General features: G+C 65.0%; 13 protein-coding genes. 5 read left to right on the top strand and 8 right to left on the bottom strand.

The window, feature by feature from the left end:
- Positions 1-151 precede the first annotated feature (151 nt).
- Positions 152-1,459, top strand: coding sequence for a GGDEF domain-containing protein (locus AABA84_RS08240; RefSeq protein WP_338311821.1), 1,308 nt, complete (start codon positions 152-154; stop codon positions 1,457-1,459).
- 12 nt (positions 1,460-1,471) lie between these two features.
- On the opposite strand, the gene AABA84_RS08235 is transcribed toward AABA84_RS08240, so the two are convergent.
- Positions 1,472-2,092, bottom strand: coding sequence for a TetR/AcrR family transcriptional regulator (locus tag AABA84_RS08235; protein WP_338311887.1), 621 nt, complete (start codon positions 2,090-2,092; stop codon positions 1,472-1,474).
- A gap of 51 nt (positions 2,093-2,143) precedes the next feature.
- Between AABA84_RS08235 and AABA84_RS08230 the strand changes: the two genes are divergently transcribed.
- From AABA84_RS08230 to AABA84_RS08220, 3 genes are all read left to right on the top strand, one after another.
- Complete coding sequence (locus tag AABA84_RS08230) at positions 2,144-2,410, top strand: hypothetical protein (RefSeq protein ID WP_338308388.1); 267 nt, start codon at positions 2,144-2,146, stop codon at positions 2,408-2,410.
- Positions 2,411-2,742: 332 nt separating this feature from the next.
- A complete protein-coding gene (locus AABA84_RS08225; protein WP_338311820.1) occupies positions 2,743-6,147 on the top strand; it encodes an acyl-[ACP]--phospholipid O-acyltransferase in 3,405 nt (1,134 codons plus the stop codon).
- Positions 6,148-6,152: 5 nt separating this feature from the next.
- Positions 6,153-6,821 carry an alpha/beta fold hydrolase gene (locus AABA84_RS08220; RefSeq protein WP_338311819.1) on the top strand — a complete coding sequence of 223 codons (669 nt, stop codon included), beginning with the start codon at positions 6,153-6,155 and terminating at the stop codon, positions 6,819-6,821.
- Positions 6,822-6,825: 4 nt separating this feature from the next.
- Here AABA84_RS08220 and tcuB read toward each other — a convergent pair whose 3' ends face one another.
- The 3 genes from tcuB to tcuA are packed head-to-tail and all read right to left on the bottom strand — an operon-like array spanning position 6,826 to position 10,372.
- Positions 6,826-7,926 (bottom strand): tricarballylate utilization 4Fe-4S protein TcuB, encoded by a 1,101-nt coding sequence (gene tcuB, locus AABA84_RS08215; protein WP_338311818.1) that lies wholly within the window; start codon positions 7,924-7,926, stop codon positions 6,826-6,828.
- A 3-nt stretch (positions 7,927-7,929) separates the two neighbouring features.
- Positions 7,930-8,958 carry an esterase gene (locus AABA84_RS08210; protein ID WP_338311817.1) on the bottom strand — a complete coding sequence of 343 codons (1,029 nt, stop codon included), beginning with the start codon at positions 8,956-8,958 and terminating at the stop codon, positions 7,930-7,932.
- 22 nt (positions 8,959-8,980) lie between these two features.
- Positions 8,981-10,372 (bottom strand): FAD-dependent tricarballylate dehydrogenase TcuA, encoded by a 1,392-nt coding sequence (gene tcuA, locus AABA84_RS08205; protein WP_338311816.1) that lies wholly within the window; start codon positions 10,370-10,372, stop codon positions 8,981-8,983.
- Positions 10,373-10,526: 154 nt separating this feature from the next.
- Between tcuA and AABA84_RS08200 the strand changes: the two genes are divergently transcribed.
- The gene (locus tag AABA84_RS08200) at positions 10,527-11,222 is read left to right on the top strand and encodes a GntR family transcriptional regulator (protein ID WP_338311815.1); all 696 of its coding nucleotides are present in this window, start codon (positions 10,527-10,529) and stop codon (positions 11,220-11,222) included.
- 11 nt (positions 11,223-11,233) lie between these two features.
- On the opposite strand, the gene ybaK is transcribed toward AABA84_RS08200, so the two are convergent.
- The 4 genes from ybaK to AABA84_RS08180 form a co-directional block, all read right to left on the bottom strand.
- Complete coding sequence (gene ybaK, locus AABA84_RS08195) at positions 11,234-11,707, bottom strand: Cys-tRNA(Pro) deacylase (RefSeq protein WP_338308278.1); 474 nt, start codon at positions 11,705-11,707, stop codon at positions 11,234-11,236.
- A gap of 249 nt (positions 11,708-11,956) precedes the next feature.
- Positions 11,957-14,725, bottom strand: coding sequence for a formate dehydrogenase subunit alpha (fdhF, locus tag AABA84_RS08190; protein WP_338308280.1), 2,769 nt, complete (start codon positions 14,723-14,725; stop codon positions 11,957-11,959).
- Positions 14,722-16,425, bottom strand: a complete 1,704-nt coding sequence (locus AABA84_RS08185) for an NADH-ubiquinone oxidoreductase-F iron-sulfur binding region domain-containing protein (protein ID WP_338311814.1) — start codon at positions 16,423-16,425, stop codon at positions 14,722-14,724. Before AABA84_RS08185 ends, fdhF begins: the two co-directional genes overlap by 4 nt.
- A gap of 283 nt (positions 16,426-16,708) precedes the next feature.
- Positions 16,709-16,990, bottom strand: a complete 282-nt coding sequence (locus AABA84_RS08180) for a hypothetical protein (RefSeq protein WP_212251139.1) — start codon at positions 16,988-16,990, stop codon at positions 16,709-16,711.
- Positions 16,991-17,069 lie beyond the last annotated feature (79 nt).

The following is a 17,069-nucleotide window of genomic DNA, read 5'->3' as shown; positions in this document are numbered from 1 at the left end:
AAGCGATCTGCGCATATCGGCTTCACAGCGCCTTCACCCTGCGATGCGGTCTCCCGCGCCTTTCAGCCCGAGTTAAGCAACCATATTCTCTACTTCGCGTTGCAGGCGCAGCGCTCCGCTGGGGGTCATTGCGCGATTTGGGGAACGCTGGGTGTTTCGCAGAACAGCGACGTCGACGAAGGGACACAGCTTCCTTCATGTCATCAAGCTCGTCTCGCCTTTCGTGATGGTCGTCGTGCTCCAGGCGACGATCGCGGGATTCAGTCTCGAGGTGATGTCGTCGGTCCGCGCCTATGTCGCGGGCGAAGCGATGTGGTCGCGCTCGCAGAAGAACGCCGTCTATTTCCTCAATCTCTACCTGCATTCGGGCGAAGCCAGCCAGTTCACGCAATACCAGGCCTCGCTTGCCGTTCCCATCGGTGACGAGTTCGCGCGCTGGGCGCTCGAGCGCGATCCGATCGACGTCGAGGCCGCCCGCATCGGCTTCCTGCAAGGCGGCAACCATCCCGATGACGTCGCGGGATTGATCTGGCTGTTTCGCTACTTCAATCGCGTCAGTTTCCTTCAGGAAGCGATCCGCGAGTGGGCCGCCACCGACCCCATGCTGCTAGAGCTGAGCGTCTTCGGCGAAGTCATCCGGTCCGAATGGGAGAACGGTCCTGTTCAAGACGCAAGCCGGCTGCAATTCCTGTCTTCGCGGCTCTCCGAGCTCAACGCCCAGTTCACGGTGCATGCCAACCGGTTCTCCACTGTGCTTGGCGAAGGCTCCCGCGCCATCAAGCTGACGCTGACCGGCATCAACATCGTCACCGCTGTGACGCTGATCCTGCTCCTGATCTGGCACACCAGGCGATTGGTGCTGCAGCGGCAGGCCTTCGAAGATGCCCTGCATGCCGAGAAGGAACGCCTGGCGTGGCAGGCATCGCACGACTGGCTGACCGGCCTGTCCAACCGCCGCGCCTTCGAGGCGCGCCTGCAAAGCGAACTGGACGTTGCCGCGGCGGGTTCGCTGGGCCTGATCCTGCTCGACCTCGACCAGTTCAAGAACGTCAATGACAGCTGCGGGCACCTTGCCGGCGACCGCCTGCTCTGCCAGGTGTCGCGCCTCCTGCAACAGGACCGGCAACCGCATGACCTGGTAGCCCGGCTCGGCGGCGACGAATTCGGCCTGATCCTGCCGCATTGCTCACCCGCGAACACAGTCGACATCGCCGAACGGCTGCGGCGATCGCTCGAGCTGTTCAACTTCGCCTGGGACGATCGCTGCTTTGCGGTGTCCGCCAGCATCGGCGTCACCTGCATCGCCGACGCCGACACCACGCTCGAAGGCGCAATGCGGCGCGCGGATGCCGCCTGCTATCGCGCCAAGGAAAAGGGACGCAACCGCGTTCAGGTCGACGGCGGAAGACCTGATGTCGTCGTCGTTGCGGCCCGGCCGCGCGAGGCCGCGCGGGCCTGACGCTCTCCGCCGTCACCGCGGCAGCACGATCCCGAGACCCACCAGATGCGCATCGAGGAATTGCTCGACCTGCTGACGCAGCATCTGGGGCGGCACGGCCACCATCCGCTCCTCGAGACCGAGCGAGATGATGCCGTGCACGGCAGAAAACAAGGTGCGCGACAACAGCGCGATCTTCACGTCATCCGCATCCGGTAGCAGCCGGACCAGGGGTGGGTGCATCAGCGCGAAAGCATCCATCACCATCTGCAGGATGTCGTCGGGATAAGGACGGTCGTCCTCCATCCGATGCTCGAACAGCGAGCGCAGCAGATTGGCGTGCTCCGCGAAGAATTCCAGATAGGTCTCGGCGAGCCCATAGAGCTGGCGCACGGGGTCATCGGCCGGAACCCCGCGAAGCCGGGCCGTGAGGGCCTGAACGGTCTCCCGATTGACGGTCAGGATCACCCCGTCGAAGTCGCCGAACTCGTTATAGACGCTGCCGACAGAGCAGCCGGCGGCCTCGGCAACACCCCGAACCTTCAACGATCTCAATCCCTTAGATGCGATGATACCGCGGGCGATCTCCAGGATCTGGAGCCGCCGCCGATTTTTTTTCTGATCCCGCAGCGATTCTTCTTGAACATTGTTCATTTTAAAGCTACTCATGTGAACATTGTTCAATTTAACCGGGAGACAACCAAAATGCAAACCCTCGCTGTTGATATTGCCACCACCTTCGTCGATGACGCCGCAGCCCTCGTGACCGGCTTTGGCCGGGCCGTTCTCCGGTTCGCCATGACGCCGATCGATCGCATCGCCAATGCCTGCGACATTGCCGGCGTGCTGGCAGAACGCCGGGCGACTTTCCGGATGTGGCAGGCGAGCCGCGCGCGCGCCCGTCAAGAGGGCCGCCGATTCAGCCTGCTCCGCCGCCTCTCGCCCTTTCGTCACCTCGCCCATCTCACCTGAGGCGCACGCGACCTGCACACGCGGGTCGGCTCGAATGCAAGAACTGGTTGCAAGGAAGGACTCACCATGTCCCGACGTTCGCGGCCGATCTCGCCAGACTTCAGTGACGGGGTTCAGCTTTTCCTCATCGCTCGGCGCATACCGGGTAAGGCGCGCCCAGATATTTGCGAACCTAACGACACCGCTTGGAGACCAACAGGATCAGAGGGATCGAGGGGACAAGGCAGGCCGGCGATCAGCGCCCGCAATCGTTCGTCCCCTCCCCTTCCGGTCGTGACGCTTCAAAGACAACGTAACGAACCTCATTCTGCCTTTCCAAAACAGGACTAGTCATGATCAGGGAATTGATGTCGTCACGCCGTTTCGCGCCGCTGTTCTGGGCGCAATTCTTCTCGGCGCTCAATGACAACGTGCTCAAGAACGCGCTCGTCATCATCCTGCTTTACAGCGCCGCAACCGGCCACGGCGATGCGCTGGTGACGGTGGCAGGCGCCGTCTTCATCTTCCCCTATTTCATCCTGTCCGGGCTCGGCGGCCAGCTCGCCGACAAATACGTCAAATCCGTCGTCGCAAGGCGGCTCAAATTCGCCGAGATCTTCGCCGCGGCCTTTGCCGCCGCCGGCTTCTTTCTGCACTCGGTGCCGCTGCTGTTCGCAGCGCTCGCCCTGTTCGGCATCATCGCCGCGCTGTTCGGACCCGTGAAATATTCCATGCTGCCGGATCAGCTCGAGCTCGGTGAGCTTGCGACCGGCAACGCGCTGGTCGAAGGCGCGACCTTCATGGCGATCCTGCTCGGCACCGTCGCCGGCGGCCAGTTCGTGGCGGGATCCGCGCATATGGGCTGGGTCGCATCGGCCGTGGTCGTGCTGGCCCTGCTGTCCTGGGCCTTCGCCTCCCGCATTCCGCAGACGACGCCGTCGGCGCCCGATCTGCCTGTCGACGCCAATCCCTGGACCTCGACGGTGAGCCTGCTTAGGACGTTGCATGCCGACCACCGGCTGTGGGACGGCACCGTGATCGTTTCCTGGTTCTGGCTGGTCGGCGCGATCGTGCTGTCGCTGCTGCCGGCGCTGGTCAAGGAAGTCGTCGGCGGCACCGAGGGCGTGGTGACGCTATGCCTTGCGATCTTCGCAATCGGCATCGCCATTGGTTCGCTGTTCGCCGCGAGCCTCAGCCACGTTCGGCCCAACCTCGCGCTGGTGCCGATCGGCGCCATCATCATGGGGTTTGCTGGCCTCGATCTCGCCTGGGCCATCGGCGTGACCGCCAAGGGTCAGGACATCACCGCGGCCGGTTTCGTGACCTCGTTCGCGGGCCTGCGCATGCTGGTCGACTTCGTCGCCTTCGCGTTCGGCGGCGGCCTGTTCGTCGTTCCCTCCTTCGCCGCGGTCCAGGCCTGGTCGGCGCCATCCGAGCGCGCCCGCATCATCGCCGCCGGCAACGTGCTGCAGGCCGCCTTCATGGTGGTTGGCTCGCTGTTCGTCGCGCTATTGCAGGCGGCTGGCCTCCATATCGGCTGGATCTTCTTCGGGCTCGGCGTCGCCAGCTTCGGCGCGGTGTGGTTCGTGCTGACCAAGTGGGGCAAGGAAGGCGTGCGCGACTTCGGCGGCCTCTTGTTCCGTGCTCTCTTCCGCACCGAGATCCGCGGGCTCGAAAACCTGCCGCCTCCGGGCACGCGGATGCTGATCGCACCCAACCATGTCAGCCTGATCGACGGTCCGCTGCTGCACGCCGTGCTGCCGATCGACGCGAGCTTCGCGGTCGACACCGGCATCGCCAAGGCCTGGTGGGCCAAGCCGTTCCTGCGCGTCGTCAAGCACTACACCATGGACCCGACCAAGCCGCTGGCCGCGCGCGACCTGATCAAGCTGGTCGCCGCCGGCGAACCGGTGGTGATCTTCCCCGAAGGACGCATCACCGTCTCCGGCTCGCTGATGAAGGTCTATGACGGCACCGCGATGATCGCGGACAAGGCCGACGCCGTGGTCGTGCCCGTTCGCATCGAAGGCGCGCAGCGCTCGCATCTCAGCTACCTCAACTCCAGCCAGATCAAGCGCTCGTGGTTCCCGCGGGTGACGGTCACCATCCTGCCGCCGGTCAAGCTTCCGGTCGACCCGGCGCTGAAGGGCAAGGCACGCCGCAATGCCGCCGGCGCCGCACTTCAGGACGTGATGATCGACGCCCTCGTCAAGAACGCCATGCTCGATCACTCGCTGTTCGAGGCGCTCGGACACGCCTATCGCGATCGCGACACCGGCAAGGTCATCATCGAGGACGCGCTCGGTACCAAGCTGACCTATCGCAAGCTGATCCTCGGCGCACAGGTCCTGAGCCGGAAGCTGGAGACCGGCACGGCCGTCGGCGAGAATGTCGGCGTGCTGCTGCCGAATTCGGCGGGCGTCGCCGTGGTCTTCATGGCGCTGCAGAACATCGGCCGGGTGCCGGCGATGCTCAACTTCTCGGCCGGCCCCGTCAACGTCCTCGCGGCCATGAAGGCCGCAGAGGTCAAGACCGTGCTGACCTCGAAGGCCTTCATTGAGAAGGGCAAGCTCGACAAGCTGATGGCTGCGATCTCCGCGGAGGCCCGGGTCGTTTATCTCGAAGACGTCCGCGCCTCAATCGGCACGGCCGACAAGATCAAGGGCCTGCTCGCCGGCACCACGCCGCGCGTCGTCCGCCAGGCCGGCGACCCCGCCGTGGTGCTGTTCACGTCGGGCTCGGAAGGCACGCCCAAGGGCGTGGTGCTGTCCCACCGCAACATCCTCGCCAACGCGGCGCAGGCGCTGGCGCGGGTCGATGCCAACGCCAATGACAAGGTGTTCAACGTGCTGCCGGTGTTCCACTCCTTCGGGCTGACCGGTGGGATGATGATGCCGATGCTCGCGGGTATTCCGATCTACATGTATCCCTCGCCGCTGCACTACCGGATCGTGCCCGAGCTGATCTACCAGACCGGCGCGACGATCCTGTTCGGCACCGATACGTTCCTCACCGGCTATGCGCGCTCGGCACACGCCTACGACTTCCGCACCCTGCGGCTCGTGATCGCCGGCGCCGAGGCAGTCAAGGACCGCACGCGGCAGGTGTTCATGGAGCGCTACGGCATCCGCATCCTCGAAGGTTATGGCGTCACCGAGACTGCGCCGGTGCTGGCGATGAACACGCCGATGGCCAACCGTCCCGGCACCGTCGGCCGTCTCTCGCCGCTGATGGAAAGCCGTCTCGACCCGGTCCCCGGCATCGAGGAAGGTGGACGGCTCTCGGTGCGCGGCCCGAACGTGATGCTCGGTTACTTGCGGGCCGAAAATCCCGGCGTGCTCGAAAAGCTTCCCGAAGGCTGGCACGACACCGGCGACATCGTCGCGATCGACGCGGCCGGCTTCATCACCATCAAGGGACGCGCCAAGCGCTTTGCCAAGATTGCCGGCGAAATGGTGTCGCTGTCGGCAGTCGAGAGCATCGCCGCGACGTTGTGGCCGCAAGCCGCATCGGTCGCCGTCTCGATCCCCGATCCGCGCAAGGGCGAGCGCATCGTGCTGCTGACGACGGAGAAGAACGCCGAGCGCAGCGCAATGCAGGGCCAGGCCAAGGCGATCGGCGCATCCGAGCTGACCGTTCCCGCGGCGATCATGGTGGTCGACAAGGTGCCGCTGCTCGGCACCGGCAAGACCGACTACGTCACCGCAACGACGATGGCCCGCGAGCAGGCGTCTGCGCCGGAGCGCGAGGTGGCGTAACACAAATGCACGAGGCGCCTCGATCAGGCGACGCGCGATGCCCGGGAGTGGTTCTGCTTCACGGCATCGCGCGAACCTCGGCATCCCTGACAAAGCTCGAGCGGGCGCTCCGTGCGGCCGGCTTCGCAACGCTCAACATCGACTATCCCAGCCGCAAGAAGCCGATCGTAGCGCTTGCGGACGATCTCCATCCGGCGATCAGCCGCTTCGCCGAGCGTGACGCGCCGCTGCATTTCGTTGCGCATTCGATGGGCGGCCTTGTGGCGCGCGCCTATGTTGCAAAACACCGGCCGGCCCGGCTTGGCAGCGTCGTGATGCTGGGCACGCCGAACGGCGGCAGCGAAGTCGCCGATCTCCTGAGCGGATCTCGCCTCTATCGCGCACTCTACGGCCCCGCCGGGCTCGAGCTCACGACTGAGCTTCGGCCGGACGCCTTGCCCAGTCTGGACTATCCTGTCGGCGTAATCGCGGGTAGCCGCTTCATCGATCCTATCGCCGGTCTCTTCGTTCTACCGACGCCGAATGACGGGCGGGTGTCGGTGCAGAGCGCGTTGCTGGCCGGTATGGCCGACCATATCGTTGTGAAGACGTCGCATACCGGGCTTCCGCGCCACGCCGCCGCGATCGCGCAGACCATCGCCTTCCTGCGCGAGGGCCGCTTTCAACCGAGATAACGGGTCACGCTGCCGTCCGCCGCTCCTGCGCATAGCGCATCAGCGCCGCGAAACGATAGATGCCGTGCACGAACTTGCCGTAGGGCATGGTGACGAACAGCGCGAATACCGCGCCGAGATGCAGCGCCAGCAGCGGCCCCATCGCGGCGGTCTCCCGCAGGACCAGAAGCAGCATGCCGGTGAGGCCGGTCAGGAACAGCATGGCGATGAAGCCGACATCCATGCCGTAGCGGCTCTCGTCGAGCAGCGCCGGATCGCGTCGCATCCTGGCCATGAACAGACCGACCGGGCCGATGATCAGACCGATGCCGCCGAGCGTGCCCAGCACCACGGGCAGGTCCCACCACGGATACGGCGCCTCGCGGCCGAGCAGATAGTGATACAGCGTGGCAACCGAGGTGGCGGCGAAGCACAGCAGGAAGCCGTAGAAGGTCAGGTGGTGATACAGCTTGCGCCGGTCGGTCGGCTTGTCGTCCTCGTTGTAGCAACCGACGCCGCCGCCATGGAGATAGCGCAATTCGCCGGCATCACGGATCGCCTGAAAGATCGAGCCGCCATCGGCCCGGCCGTCGATCGGCGCGCCGATGTCGCGCCAGAACGCGCGTACGCTCATGACGAGCGCCAGGATCGCAAACAGGAACGCAGCACTGAACAGCGCAGCCATCGCGTTATGCGGCATCAGCCTGTAGAACGCGCCGGGACCGCTGTGCACGCCAAACAGCACGCTGCGGTCGTTCAAGGCGGCAAAGCCGAGGATGAAGGCCGCCATGCTGAGCGCCGCGACGATGCTGATGACGAGACCGTTGCGGGCGAAAGCGCCGGACAGCGCGCCCGGCCAGGCATAGGCGGCATAGGACTCCGCCCGCGCGACCGCAAGCGTTCTGGGAACGTTGACGTTGAACTCATGCGGCGGCGAGAACTGGCAGTCGACGTAACAGGCGCCGCATGAATGGCAGAGATTGGCGAGATAATTCAAGTCGCCGTCCGAGAAGGCGCGGCGCATTTCCATCGCCGGAAATACCGCGCAAAGACCCTCACAATAGCGGCAGGAATTGCAGACCGTCATCAGGCGGTCGGCTTCGTCCAAAATTCTGGTTCCGTGCATGGCTTACTTCGTCAGACCTTTTCCCTCGAGCCATTTCTGGATCAGGCCGGCGACCTCGAGGTTGTTCTTGTCCATCATCACCATATGCGAATTGCCTTTGATGCCGGCCTGGGGAAGGTCGACGACGTCAACGCTGCCCCCGGCCGCCTTGATAGCGTCCGCAAAGGCAACGCCGTTGGCGCGGATCTTGGGCCAGCGCGAATCGCGCTCGATATAGTCGCCATAGATGACGAGGGTCGGGATGTTCTTCAGCACCTCCGCTTTGGCGGGATCGCCGATACCGGCCGGCTCGATCGCAATCAGCGCCTTGACCTTGTCAGGCCGGGCCTGCGCGACCTTGAAGCCGAAGCTGCCGGCCTGGCTGTGGAACAGGACCACCGAGGGGCCGACGCGATCGATTTCGGCGATATAGGCGGCGATGATCGCGTCATCCGTCGTGGTCCAGCGCGGCACGTTCTGCTTGACGAAATTCTCGTAGCCTTCGACCGGAAACTGGCTGCCCGGCAGCAGCTTCCGCTTGGCGGGATCGGGATCGTATGAGTTTGGTCCATCGCCAATGCGAAAACGCTCGAACGGATTGGCCGTGGTCAGGAAGACCGGCTCGCTCTTGAAGATGTCTGGGTATTGCGCCCAGCCGGCGCGTCCGCGCTCCACCGCGTCGGAATTGTAGACTGCCCATCCCTTGCGCAGAAAATAGTTCAGCCAGCCTTCGCGGCCGTCGGGCGTGGTCTCGTAGGTGACGCCGGTCAGTCCGCCGCCGTGCCACATCAGCAGCGGATAAACCCCCTTCTCGTTGGCCGGCAGGAAATATTGCACGTACATCTGCTCGACCTGATAGGTGCCGTTGGGATCGACCTTGGCCGGCACGCCGCCGGGCGTGAACACGACCTCCTTCACCGGCTTGCCGGAGATCTCGACAAGACGCCCGCCGACGTGGAACGAACCCATGTCGCGCAGGGTGATCGGCTCGGCGGCGTGGGCGTGGCCGACGGTCAACAGCGCCGTGATCGAAGCAATGGCAATGCGCGACATGGTTCCTCCCAGAGCCTTTTCTTTAGTTCTTCGCATGCCGTGCCGCTTCCCGTCCTGCGATCCGCCCGAACACGCTGCCTATGGTCATGCCCATGCCGGCGGCATAGCCCTTGCCGAGCACGTTACCGGCCATGATCTCGCCCGCCGCGAACATGTTAGCCGACGGCTTGCCGTCAGCCATCAACATCCGCGCCTCCTTGGTCACGCGCGTGCCGAGATAGGTGAAGGTGATGCCGGGCCGCACTGGATAAGCGAGATAAGGCGGCGTCTCGATCTTGCGCGCCCAGTGGGTCTTCTGCGGCGTGATGCCCTCAGTGCGGCAGTCGTCCAGAATGGTGTGATCAAAGGTGCCGGGCCGCACCGCGGCGTTGAATTCGGTGACGGTCTTTTCCAGCGCGGCCGGGTCGAGCTCCAGCTTGCCGGCGAGTTCGGCCACCGTCTGTCCAGCGATCGGCGGAAACAGCGTCGGCATGAAGCTCGTGACGACGGTCGAGTCGAAGATGATGTAGGCGATCTGGTCGGGCTGCGCCGCGACCAGCCGGCCCCAAATGGCGTAGCGCTTCGGCCAGATATCCTCGCCCTCGTCGTAGAAGCGTTGCGCGTGCTTGTTCACGACGATGCCGAACACCACGGAGTCGTGGCGGGTGATGATGCCGCCGTCGAATTTCGGCGCACGGGCGTCGATCGCGACCGCGTGGCACTGCGTGGGGTCGCCGACCTCCTGCACGCCCTTGTCGAGCAGCATCTTCAGGATCGAGCCGCGGTTATAGGGCGTGCCGCGGATCAGGAAATTGTCGGCCGCCTCACCCCAATATTGCTTGAGCCAGTCGATGTTGGCCTCGAACCCTCCGGCGGCGGCGACCAGCGAGGTCGCGCGGATCTCGCTCTCGCCCCTGATCGGCCGCTTCAGGCGCGCGGCGAGGAACATGGCGTCCTCCATCACGAGGTCGGTGACTTCGGCGTCGTATTCGACGTCGACGCCGAGGCGCTCGGCAGTGAGATAGAGCGCATTCAGCATCGCGCGGCCGCCGCCGAGGAAGAAGGAATTGGTGCGGCCGAGGCTCAGCGTGCCGCCGAGCGAGGGCTGCCAGCGCACGCCCTGCTCCACGATCCAGTTCAGGATGTCCTTGGACTCGCGGATCATGTGGCGCGCGAGCACCTCGTCGGTCTGCCCGCCGGTGACGCGCAGCAGGTCTTCCCAGAACTCCTCTTCGGTATAAGGGCCGGTCAGGATTTCGGTGGCCGCATCGTGAGCGCAACGCATGTTGCGGGTGTGGCGGGTATTCCCGCCGCGATAGAATTTCGGTGCGCCTTCGAGCACCAGCACCGAGGCACCGCCGCGCCGCGCCGCGATCGCCGCGCACAGCGCCGCGTTGCCGCCGCCGATCACCAGCACGTCGTACTTGCTGCTCATGCCGTCCGCCCGATGCGACGAAGTTGAGACATTCTATCCGCCGGCGGCCCCGGTCAACCGGCACCACCATTGCGTACTTTTGTATACAAAGATATACAGAGAGCCTGCAAGCGTCATCTCTGCATGGGCAGGATGCGCCTTGCTACGAGGGAACATGGCGAGGCGTCCGGCAAAGACAGGCGGATCGATCGCGCGCGGCGGCGGCGTTGCCCTTGGCGAAGCTGTATTCCGCTCGCTGTGCGAGGCGCTCCAGGCCGGCAGCTACCGCGCCGGCGACCGCCTGCGCGAGGAAGAGGTCGCGCAGCGGCTCAAGGTCAGCCGCACCCCGGTGCGCGAAGCGCTCGGCCGGCTCGCCGCACGCGGTTTCGTCGAGCCCGCCGGCGGACGCGGGCTGATCGTGCGCAATCTCGACATCTCGGAAGTGCTCGAGCTCTACGCCATGCGCGAAATCATGGAAGGTGCCGCGGCGCGCCTCGCCGCCGAACACGCTTCGGCGCCCGAGGTCGATGCACTCTGGGATATCGAGCAGGCTTTTGTCGAGACCTCCGCGACCAACGTCGCCGAGATGGCAGGAGAAATGGCAAGGCTCAACCGCGCCTTCCACGAGGCCATCTGCCGCGCCGCGCGCAACCGCTATCTCGACAACGCCTCGCGCGAATTGCAGGACTGGATCGCGCTGCTCGGCCCGACCACCTTCACGGTGACGGGACGCCCTTCGACCAGTCACGGCGAGCACCAGGTCATCATCGAGGCGATCGCCGCGCGCGACGGCGACAGGGCCGAGCAGCTTGCGAGGGCACATATCCGCGAGGCGCTGCGCTGCCGGCTGAAGCTGCTGCAGAAGCAGTAAGCGCGTGACGCTCAGGCCACGACGTCGACAACGACCGCCCTCAACGCGTCCCGCACATCGGCCGGCCTCAGCCGCACCTGCAAGCCGCGCTGGCCGCCATTGAGATAAACCTGATCATGCCCGAGCGCGCTCTGTTCGATCACGGTGCGCACGGGCTTGCGCTGGCCGAACGGGCTGATGCCGCCAACCTTGTAGCCGGTGACGCGCTCAGCCTCGGGCGGCTTCATCATCTGCGCCGACTTGCCGCCCGCGGCAGCGGCCAGCTTCTTCATCGAGACCTCCTGGTCGGACGGCACGATCACGCAGACCGGCTTGCCATCGACCAGCGCCATCAGCGTCTTCAGGACGCGCGCGGGGTCCTCAGCCAGCGCAGCGGCCGCCTGCAGCCCGATGCTCTCGGCGTCAGGATCGTAGTCGTAGGCATGGACGGTGAAGGCAATACCGGCGGCCGTGAGCGCGCGTGTGGCTGGGGTGGCTTTGGACATGGGTCACATCTACCACCGTCATTGCGAGGAGCGAAGCGGTGGGGGGTGTAATTGCCGCCACACATCCGCTGTCGTCCCCGCGCACGCGGGGACCCATAACCCCAGGGAGGAGTTTGGCGAAGGCTCGACGTTTGGTACTAAGACCGTCCGCAATCGAGAAATCACGCGGTATGGGTCCTCGCATTCGCGACGACGACAGCGGAATTTGGAGGCGCTATGCCGCCAAACCCCGCTGGGAGGAGGTCTTCCCTACTCCGCCGCGTCCCGCATCTCCGCGCGTTCGGCTCTGGCCGCGCAGAACTTGAATTCCGGGATCTTGCCGAACGGATCGAGCGCCGGGTTGGTCAACAGGTTCGCCGCCGCCTCTGCGTAGCAGAACGGCATGAACACCATGTTCTCCGGCACGTCGCGGTCGGAGCGGACCTTGACCTCGACGGCGCCGCGGCGAGTCTCCAGGCGAATGAAATCGCCCGGCACCAGCTTCTTCTTGTGCATGTCCTTCGGCGACATGAACGCGACCGCCTCGGGCTCGATCTGGTCCAGCACCTGCGCGCGGCGGGTCATCGAGCCGGTGTGCCAGTGCTCCAGCACGCGGCCGGTCGACAGCACCATCGGATATTCGGCGTCGGGGATCTCGTCGGGCGGGATGACCTTGGCCGGCACGATCTTGCCGCGGCCGCTCGCGGTCGGGAAGCCCGTGGTGAAGATGATCTCGTTGCCGGGCTGGTCCGGACCGTCGACCGGATAGGTCACCGCGCCTTCGCGCACCAGCCGCTCCCAGGTGATGTTCTTCAGCGACGGCATCAGCTCTGCCATCTCGGTGAAGACGTCGCCGGGACCGGCATAATTCCACGGCAGGCCCATGCGCTTGCCGATCTCCTGGATGATCCAGAGATCCTGTCGCGCATCGCCCGGCGGCTTGATCACCTGGCGCGCGAGTTGCACGCGGCGATCGGTGTTGGTGAAGGAGCCCTCCTTCTCGGCGAAGGCCGAGGCCGGCAGGATCACGTCGGCGTGGAACGCGGTCTCGGTCACGAAGAGGTCCTGCACCACGAGATGGTCGAGCATGGCGAGCGCGTGGCGCGCGTGCTGGAGATCGGGGTCCGACATCGCGGGGTTTTCGCCCTCGATATACATGCCCTTGATCTCGCCGGCATGGATCGCGTTCATGATCTCGACCACCGTGAGGCCGCGCACGGGATCGAGATCCTGCTGCCACAGCTTCTCGAAGGCCCCGCGCAAGTCGTCGCGGCCGACCGGCTGGTAATCCGGCAGGAACATCGGGATCAGGCCGGCATCGGAGGCGCCCTGCACGTTGTTCTGGCCGCGCAGCGGATGCAGGCCGGTGCCGGGGCGGCCAACCTGGCCGGTGATCAGCGCGAGCGCGATCAGGCAGCGCGCATTGTCGGTGCCGTGGACGTGCTGGCTGATGCCCATGCCCCAGAAGATGATCGACGATTTTGCCCGCGCATAGGCGCGCGCAACCTCGCGCAGCGTTTGCGCCGGGACGCCGCAGATCGCCTCCATCTTCTCCGGCGTGAATTCCTTGATCTTCTCCTTGAGGTCCTCAAAACCCTCGGTGTAGCCGGCGATGTACTGGTCGTCGGTCAGGCCTTCAGTGATGATCGTGTTGATCATCGCGTTCAGCATGGCGACGTCGGAGCCGGGCTTGAACTGCAGATGCTTGGTCGCATGGCGCGACAGCGTCTGCCGGCGCGGGTCCATCACGAACAGCTTGGCGCCGTTCTGCTTGACCGCGTTCTTGATGAAGGTCGCGGCGACCGGATGGTTTACGGTCGGGTTGGCGCCGATCACGATGATGACCTCGGCGTCCATCGCCGCGGAGAACGGCGCCGACACGGCGCCCGAGCTGAGACCTTCGAACAGCGCCGCCACCGACGAGGCGTGGCACAGCCGGGTGCAGTGGTCGACATTGTTGGAGCCGAAACCGGTGCGCACCAGCTTCTGGAACAGATAGGCCTCTTCGTTCGAGCCCTTGGCCGAGCCGAAGCCGGCGAGCGCCTTCACGCCGTTCGTGTCGCGGATCTTGACGAGACCCTTGGCCGCGATGTCGAGCGCCTCTTCCCAGCTCGCTTCGCGGAAATGCGTGAACGGATTGGCGGGATCGACCTGGTCGTTGGCATCCTTCTTCGCATTGGGCAGCCGCACCAGCGGCTTGGTCAGGCGGTGCGGATGGTGGATGTAGTCGAAGCCGAAGCGGCCCTTCACACAGAGGCGGTTGCGATTGGCAGGGCCATCGCGGCCCTCGGCATAGATCACCTTCTCGTCCTTGACCTCGTAGGTCACCTGGCAGCCGACGCCGCAGAACGGGCAGAGCGAATCCACCTTCTTGTCCGCGTAAGTCACGCGGGTCTGCTTCTCGTCGAGCATCACGGCCGGCATCAACGCGCCGGTCGGGCAGGCCTGCACGCATTCGCCGCAGGCGACGCAGGTGGACTCGCCCATGGGATCGTCGAAGTCGAACACGATCTTCGAGCCATGGTTGCGATAAGCCATGCCGATGACGTCGTTGACCTGGACCTCGCGGCAGGCGCGCACGCACAGGCCGCACTGGATGCAGGCGTCGAGGTTGACGCGCATCGCCGGATGGCTGGCGTCGGTTGCCCAGCGCTCGGCGGCCGGGAAGCGGCTCTCGGTGACGCCTGTCGTCTCGGCCCAGTGCCAGAACTTCGAATCCGGATCGTGCGAAGTCTCGCGCGCCGGCTGGTCGGCGACCAGCAGCTCCATCACCATCTTCTGCGCCGACACCGCGCGCGCGGATTCGGACTTCACCTTCATGCCGACCGACGGCGTACGCTTGCAGGACGCGGCCAGCACGCGCTCGCCCTCGATCTCGACCATGCAGGCACGGCAATTGCCGTCGGGCCGATAATCGGGCGCGGGTGAATAGCACAGATGCGGGATCTCGCGGCCCTGGCGTTTTGCGACTTGCCAGATCGTCTCGCCGGGATTGGCTTCGACCTGCTTGCCGTCGAGCTCAAACGTAATCTTGGTCATTCGGCCGCTTCCTTGAACTCGTCAGGGAAATATTTGATCACGGTGGCCAGCGGATTCGATGCCGCCTGTCCAAGCCCGCAAATCGAGGCATCGCGCATCGCCTGGCTCAATTCTTCCAGAAGTGCGCGGTTCCACACCGGCTTCTGCATCAGCAGCGCCGCCTTCTGGGTTCCGACGCGGCACGGCGTGCACTGGCCGCAGCTCTCGTCCTCGAAGAACTTCATCAGGTTCAGCGCCGCCGCACGCACGCTGTCCTTCTGCGACAGGATCACGATCGCGGCCGAGCCGATGAAGCAGCCGTATTTTTCCAGCGTGCCGAAATCGAGCGGGATGTCGTCCATCGACGCCGGCAGGATGCCGCCGGACGCGCCGCCCGGCAGGTACGCATAGAATTGATGGCCATCGGCCATGCCGCCGCAATATTCGTCGATCAGCTCGCGCACGGTGATGCCCGCGGGTGCGAGCTTCATGCCGGGATTTTTCACGCGGCCCGAGACCGAGAAGCTGCGCAGGCCGTGACGCTCGTGGCGACCATGGCCCTTCCACCAGTCGGCGCCCTTCTCGACGATGTCGCGCACCCACCACAGCGTCTCGATGTTGTTGATCAGCGTCGGCAGGCCGAACAGGCCGACCTGGAACGGATAAGGCGGCTTGTGCCTGGGCAGGCCGCGCTTGCCCTCGATGCTCTCCAGCAGCGAGGATTCCTCGCCGCAGATGTAGGCGCCGGCGCCGCGGCGCATGTGCAGCGTCGGGCCGCCCGGAGGAAGCTTTGCGATCTCGCGCTCCAGGATCTCGCGTGAGGCCGGATATTCGTCGCGCAGGTAGATATAGACATCGGAGGCCTGCACCACATGCGCGCCGATCAGCATGCCCTCGATGAAGCGATGCGGATCGCTTTCGAGATAGACGCGGTCCTTGAACGTGCCGGGCTCGCCCTCGTCGCCGTTGATCGCCATCAGCCGCGGGCCGGGCTCACCGAGCACCGCGCGCCATTTGCGTCCCGTCGGGAAGCCGGCGCCGCCGAGGCCACGCAGCGAAGCGTCATCGAGCGCCTTCAGCAGATCGTCCTTCAGCAACTCGCCCGAGCGCAAACGGTTGAGCAGCTTGTAGCCGCCATCAGCGACATAGGCGTCGTAGTCGACATATTTGGGCAGATGCGCGTGGGTGTCGCCGGCCTTCGCGGCCGCCATCACATTGGCGACGGTCGCATGATCGACGAAGTTGTGGCCGACTTCCGCGGCCGGCGCGGTGTCGCAGCGGCCGACGCAGGGCGCGCGGACGACGCGGATGCCGGGCCCCGATGCACTCTGCAAATCCTCGAGCAGCTTCTCACCGCCGAGCATCGCGCAGGTCAGCGAGTCGCAGACGCGGATCGTCAGCGGCGCAATGTCAGGCTCGCCCTCTTTCACCACATCGAAATGCGCGTAGAAGGTCGCGGTCTCGAACACCTCGGCGAAGGCGAGCTTCATCTCGTCGGCGAGCGCGGCGAGATGCGCGGCCGAGATCTGATGATATCTGTCCTGGATCAGGTGCAGATATTCGATCAGGAGATCACGCCGCCGCGGCCTGTCGCCGAGCAGTTGCTCGATCTCGTGCGCGGCGGTGGGATCGACCTGCCGTCCCTTGGGCGTGGCCTTGGCTCGCTTGCGTCCCTCACCGGGATGCTCGAACGGGCGGACCTTGTGCACGTCGTGGCTCATCGATTCGTCTCGATCTCGACTTTAGAATGGCTCTACTTCTAACTTCTGGCATGCCAAATGCCAAGCAAATTATCATGCTTGCGGAAGCAGTTAAGCGCAGCCCAAGGACAACCCTGGACCGCTGCCCGGACCCGGCTTTGCCGTTCGTCCAACATCCAGCTGATCAAACGAAGCCTGAATTGGCCTGAAGATCAATAAAGGCTTCTTATGCTGCGATAGCGAAATCGCATCGAGTTCCCGCCCCGAGGGGACAGGTGACCTCGCCATGACTGGTGCTGGCGGGTCAGCTTTTGCCCATGCACTCCTCGATATAGAACCAGCGATCGTCGCCCGCGAGGCCCTTGGCCTTCACGTCCTTGCGGCAGTCCTTGAGCTTCGACTTGTTGGCGCTCCACTTGGCCTTCATGTCTTTCAGCTTCTGCGCGGTCAGCTTGATCTTGCCAGGCTTGGCCTCGGTCGCGGCGGGCGGCGTTACAGCCGGTGCCGCGGCGGTCTGTGCGGACGCGGATTGCAGGGCGCCGGCGACGAGCAGCACGGCGGCGGCACAAACGAGCTTACGAACCATCGAATTCCCCCAGGGTAGTTTTGAAACAATCGAAATGAGCGGCGGGAGCGCGCATGGTGCGCTCCCGCCGCGTTGAACG

It is taken from the genome of Bradyrhizobium sp. TM239, from assembly GCF_036247985.1.
In the GTDB taxonomy this organism is placed as follows: Bacteria; Pseudomonadota; Alphaproteobacteria; order Rhizobiales; family Xanthobacteraceae; genus Bradyrhizobium; species Bradyrhizobium ottawaense.
The sequence above is the reverse complement of the archived record's forward strand: the minus strand, read 5'-3'. Positions and strand labels throughout refer to the sequence as shown.

Excerpts from the sequence above, each read along its gene's own strand:
- AABA84_RS08235 (WP_338311887.1), bottom strand. The coding sequence starts at position 2,092 with ATGAACAATGTTCAAGAAGAATCGCTGCGGGATCAGAAAAAAAATCGG.
- AABA84_RS08180 (WP_212251139.1), bottom strand. The coding sequence starts at position 16,990 with ATGGTTCGTAAGCTCGTTTGTGCCGCCGCCGTGCTGCTCGTCGCCGGC.
- tcuB (WP_338311818.1), bottom strand. The coding sequence starts at position 7,926 with ATGCACGGAACCAGAATTTTGGACGAAGCCGACCGCCTGATGACGGTC.
- tcuA (WP_338311816.1), bottom strand. The coding sequence starts at position 10,372 with ATGAGCAGCAAGTACGACGTGCTGGTGATCGGCGGCGGCAACGCGGCG.
- AABA84_RS08200 (WP_338311815.1), top strand. The coding sequence starts at position 10,527 with ATGGCGAGGCGTCCGGCAAAGACAGGCGGATCGATCGCGCGCGGCGGC.
- AABA84_RS08220 (WP_338311819.1), top strand. The coding sequence starts at position 6,153 with ATGCACGAGGCGCCTCGATCAGGCGACGCGCGATGCCCGGGAGTGGTT.
- AABA84_RS08230 (WP_338308388.1), top strand. The coding sequence starts at position 2,144 with ATGCAAACCCTCGCTGTTGATATTGCCACCACCTTCGTCGATGACGCC.
- fdhF (WP_338308280.1), bottom strand. The coding sequence starts at position 14,725 with ATGACCAAGATTACGTTTGAGCTCGACGGCAAGCAGGTCGAAGCCAAT.
- AABA84_RS08210 (WP_338311817.1), bottom strand. The coding sequence starts at position 8,958 with ATGTCGCGCATTGCCATTGCTTCGATCACGGCGCTGTTGACCGTCGGC.
- AABA84_RS08185 (WP_338311814.1), bottom strand. The coding sequence starts at position 16,425 with ATGAGCCACGACGTGCACAAGGTCCGCCCGTTCGAGCATCCCGGTGAG.
- ybaK (WP_338308278.1), bottom strand. The coding sequence starts at position 11,707 with ATGTCCAAAGCCACCCCAGCCACACGCGCGCTCACGGCCGCCGGTATT.
- AABA84_RS08225 (WP_338311820.1), top strand. The coding sequence starts at position 2,743 with ATGATCAGGGAATTGATGTCGTCACGCCGTTTCGCGCCGCTGTTCTGG.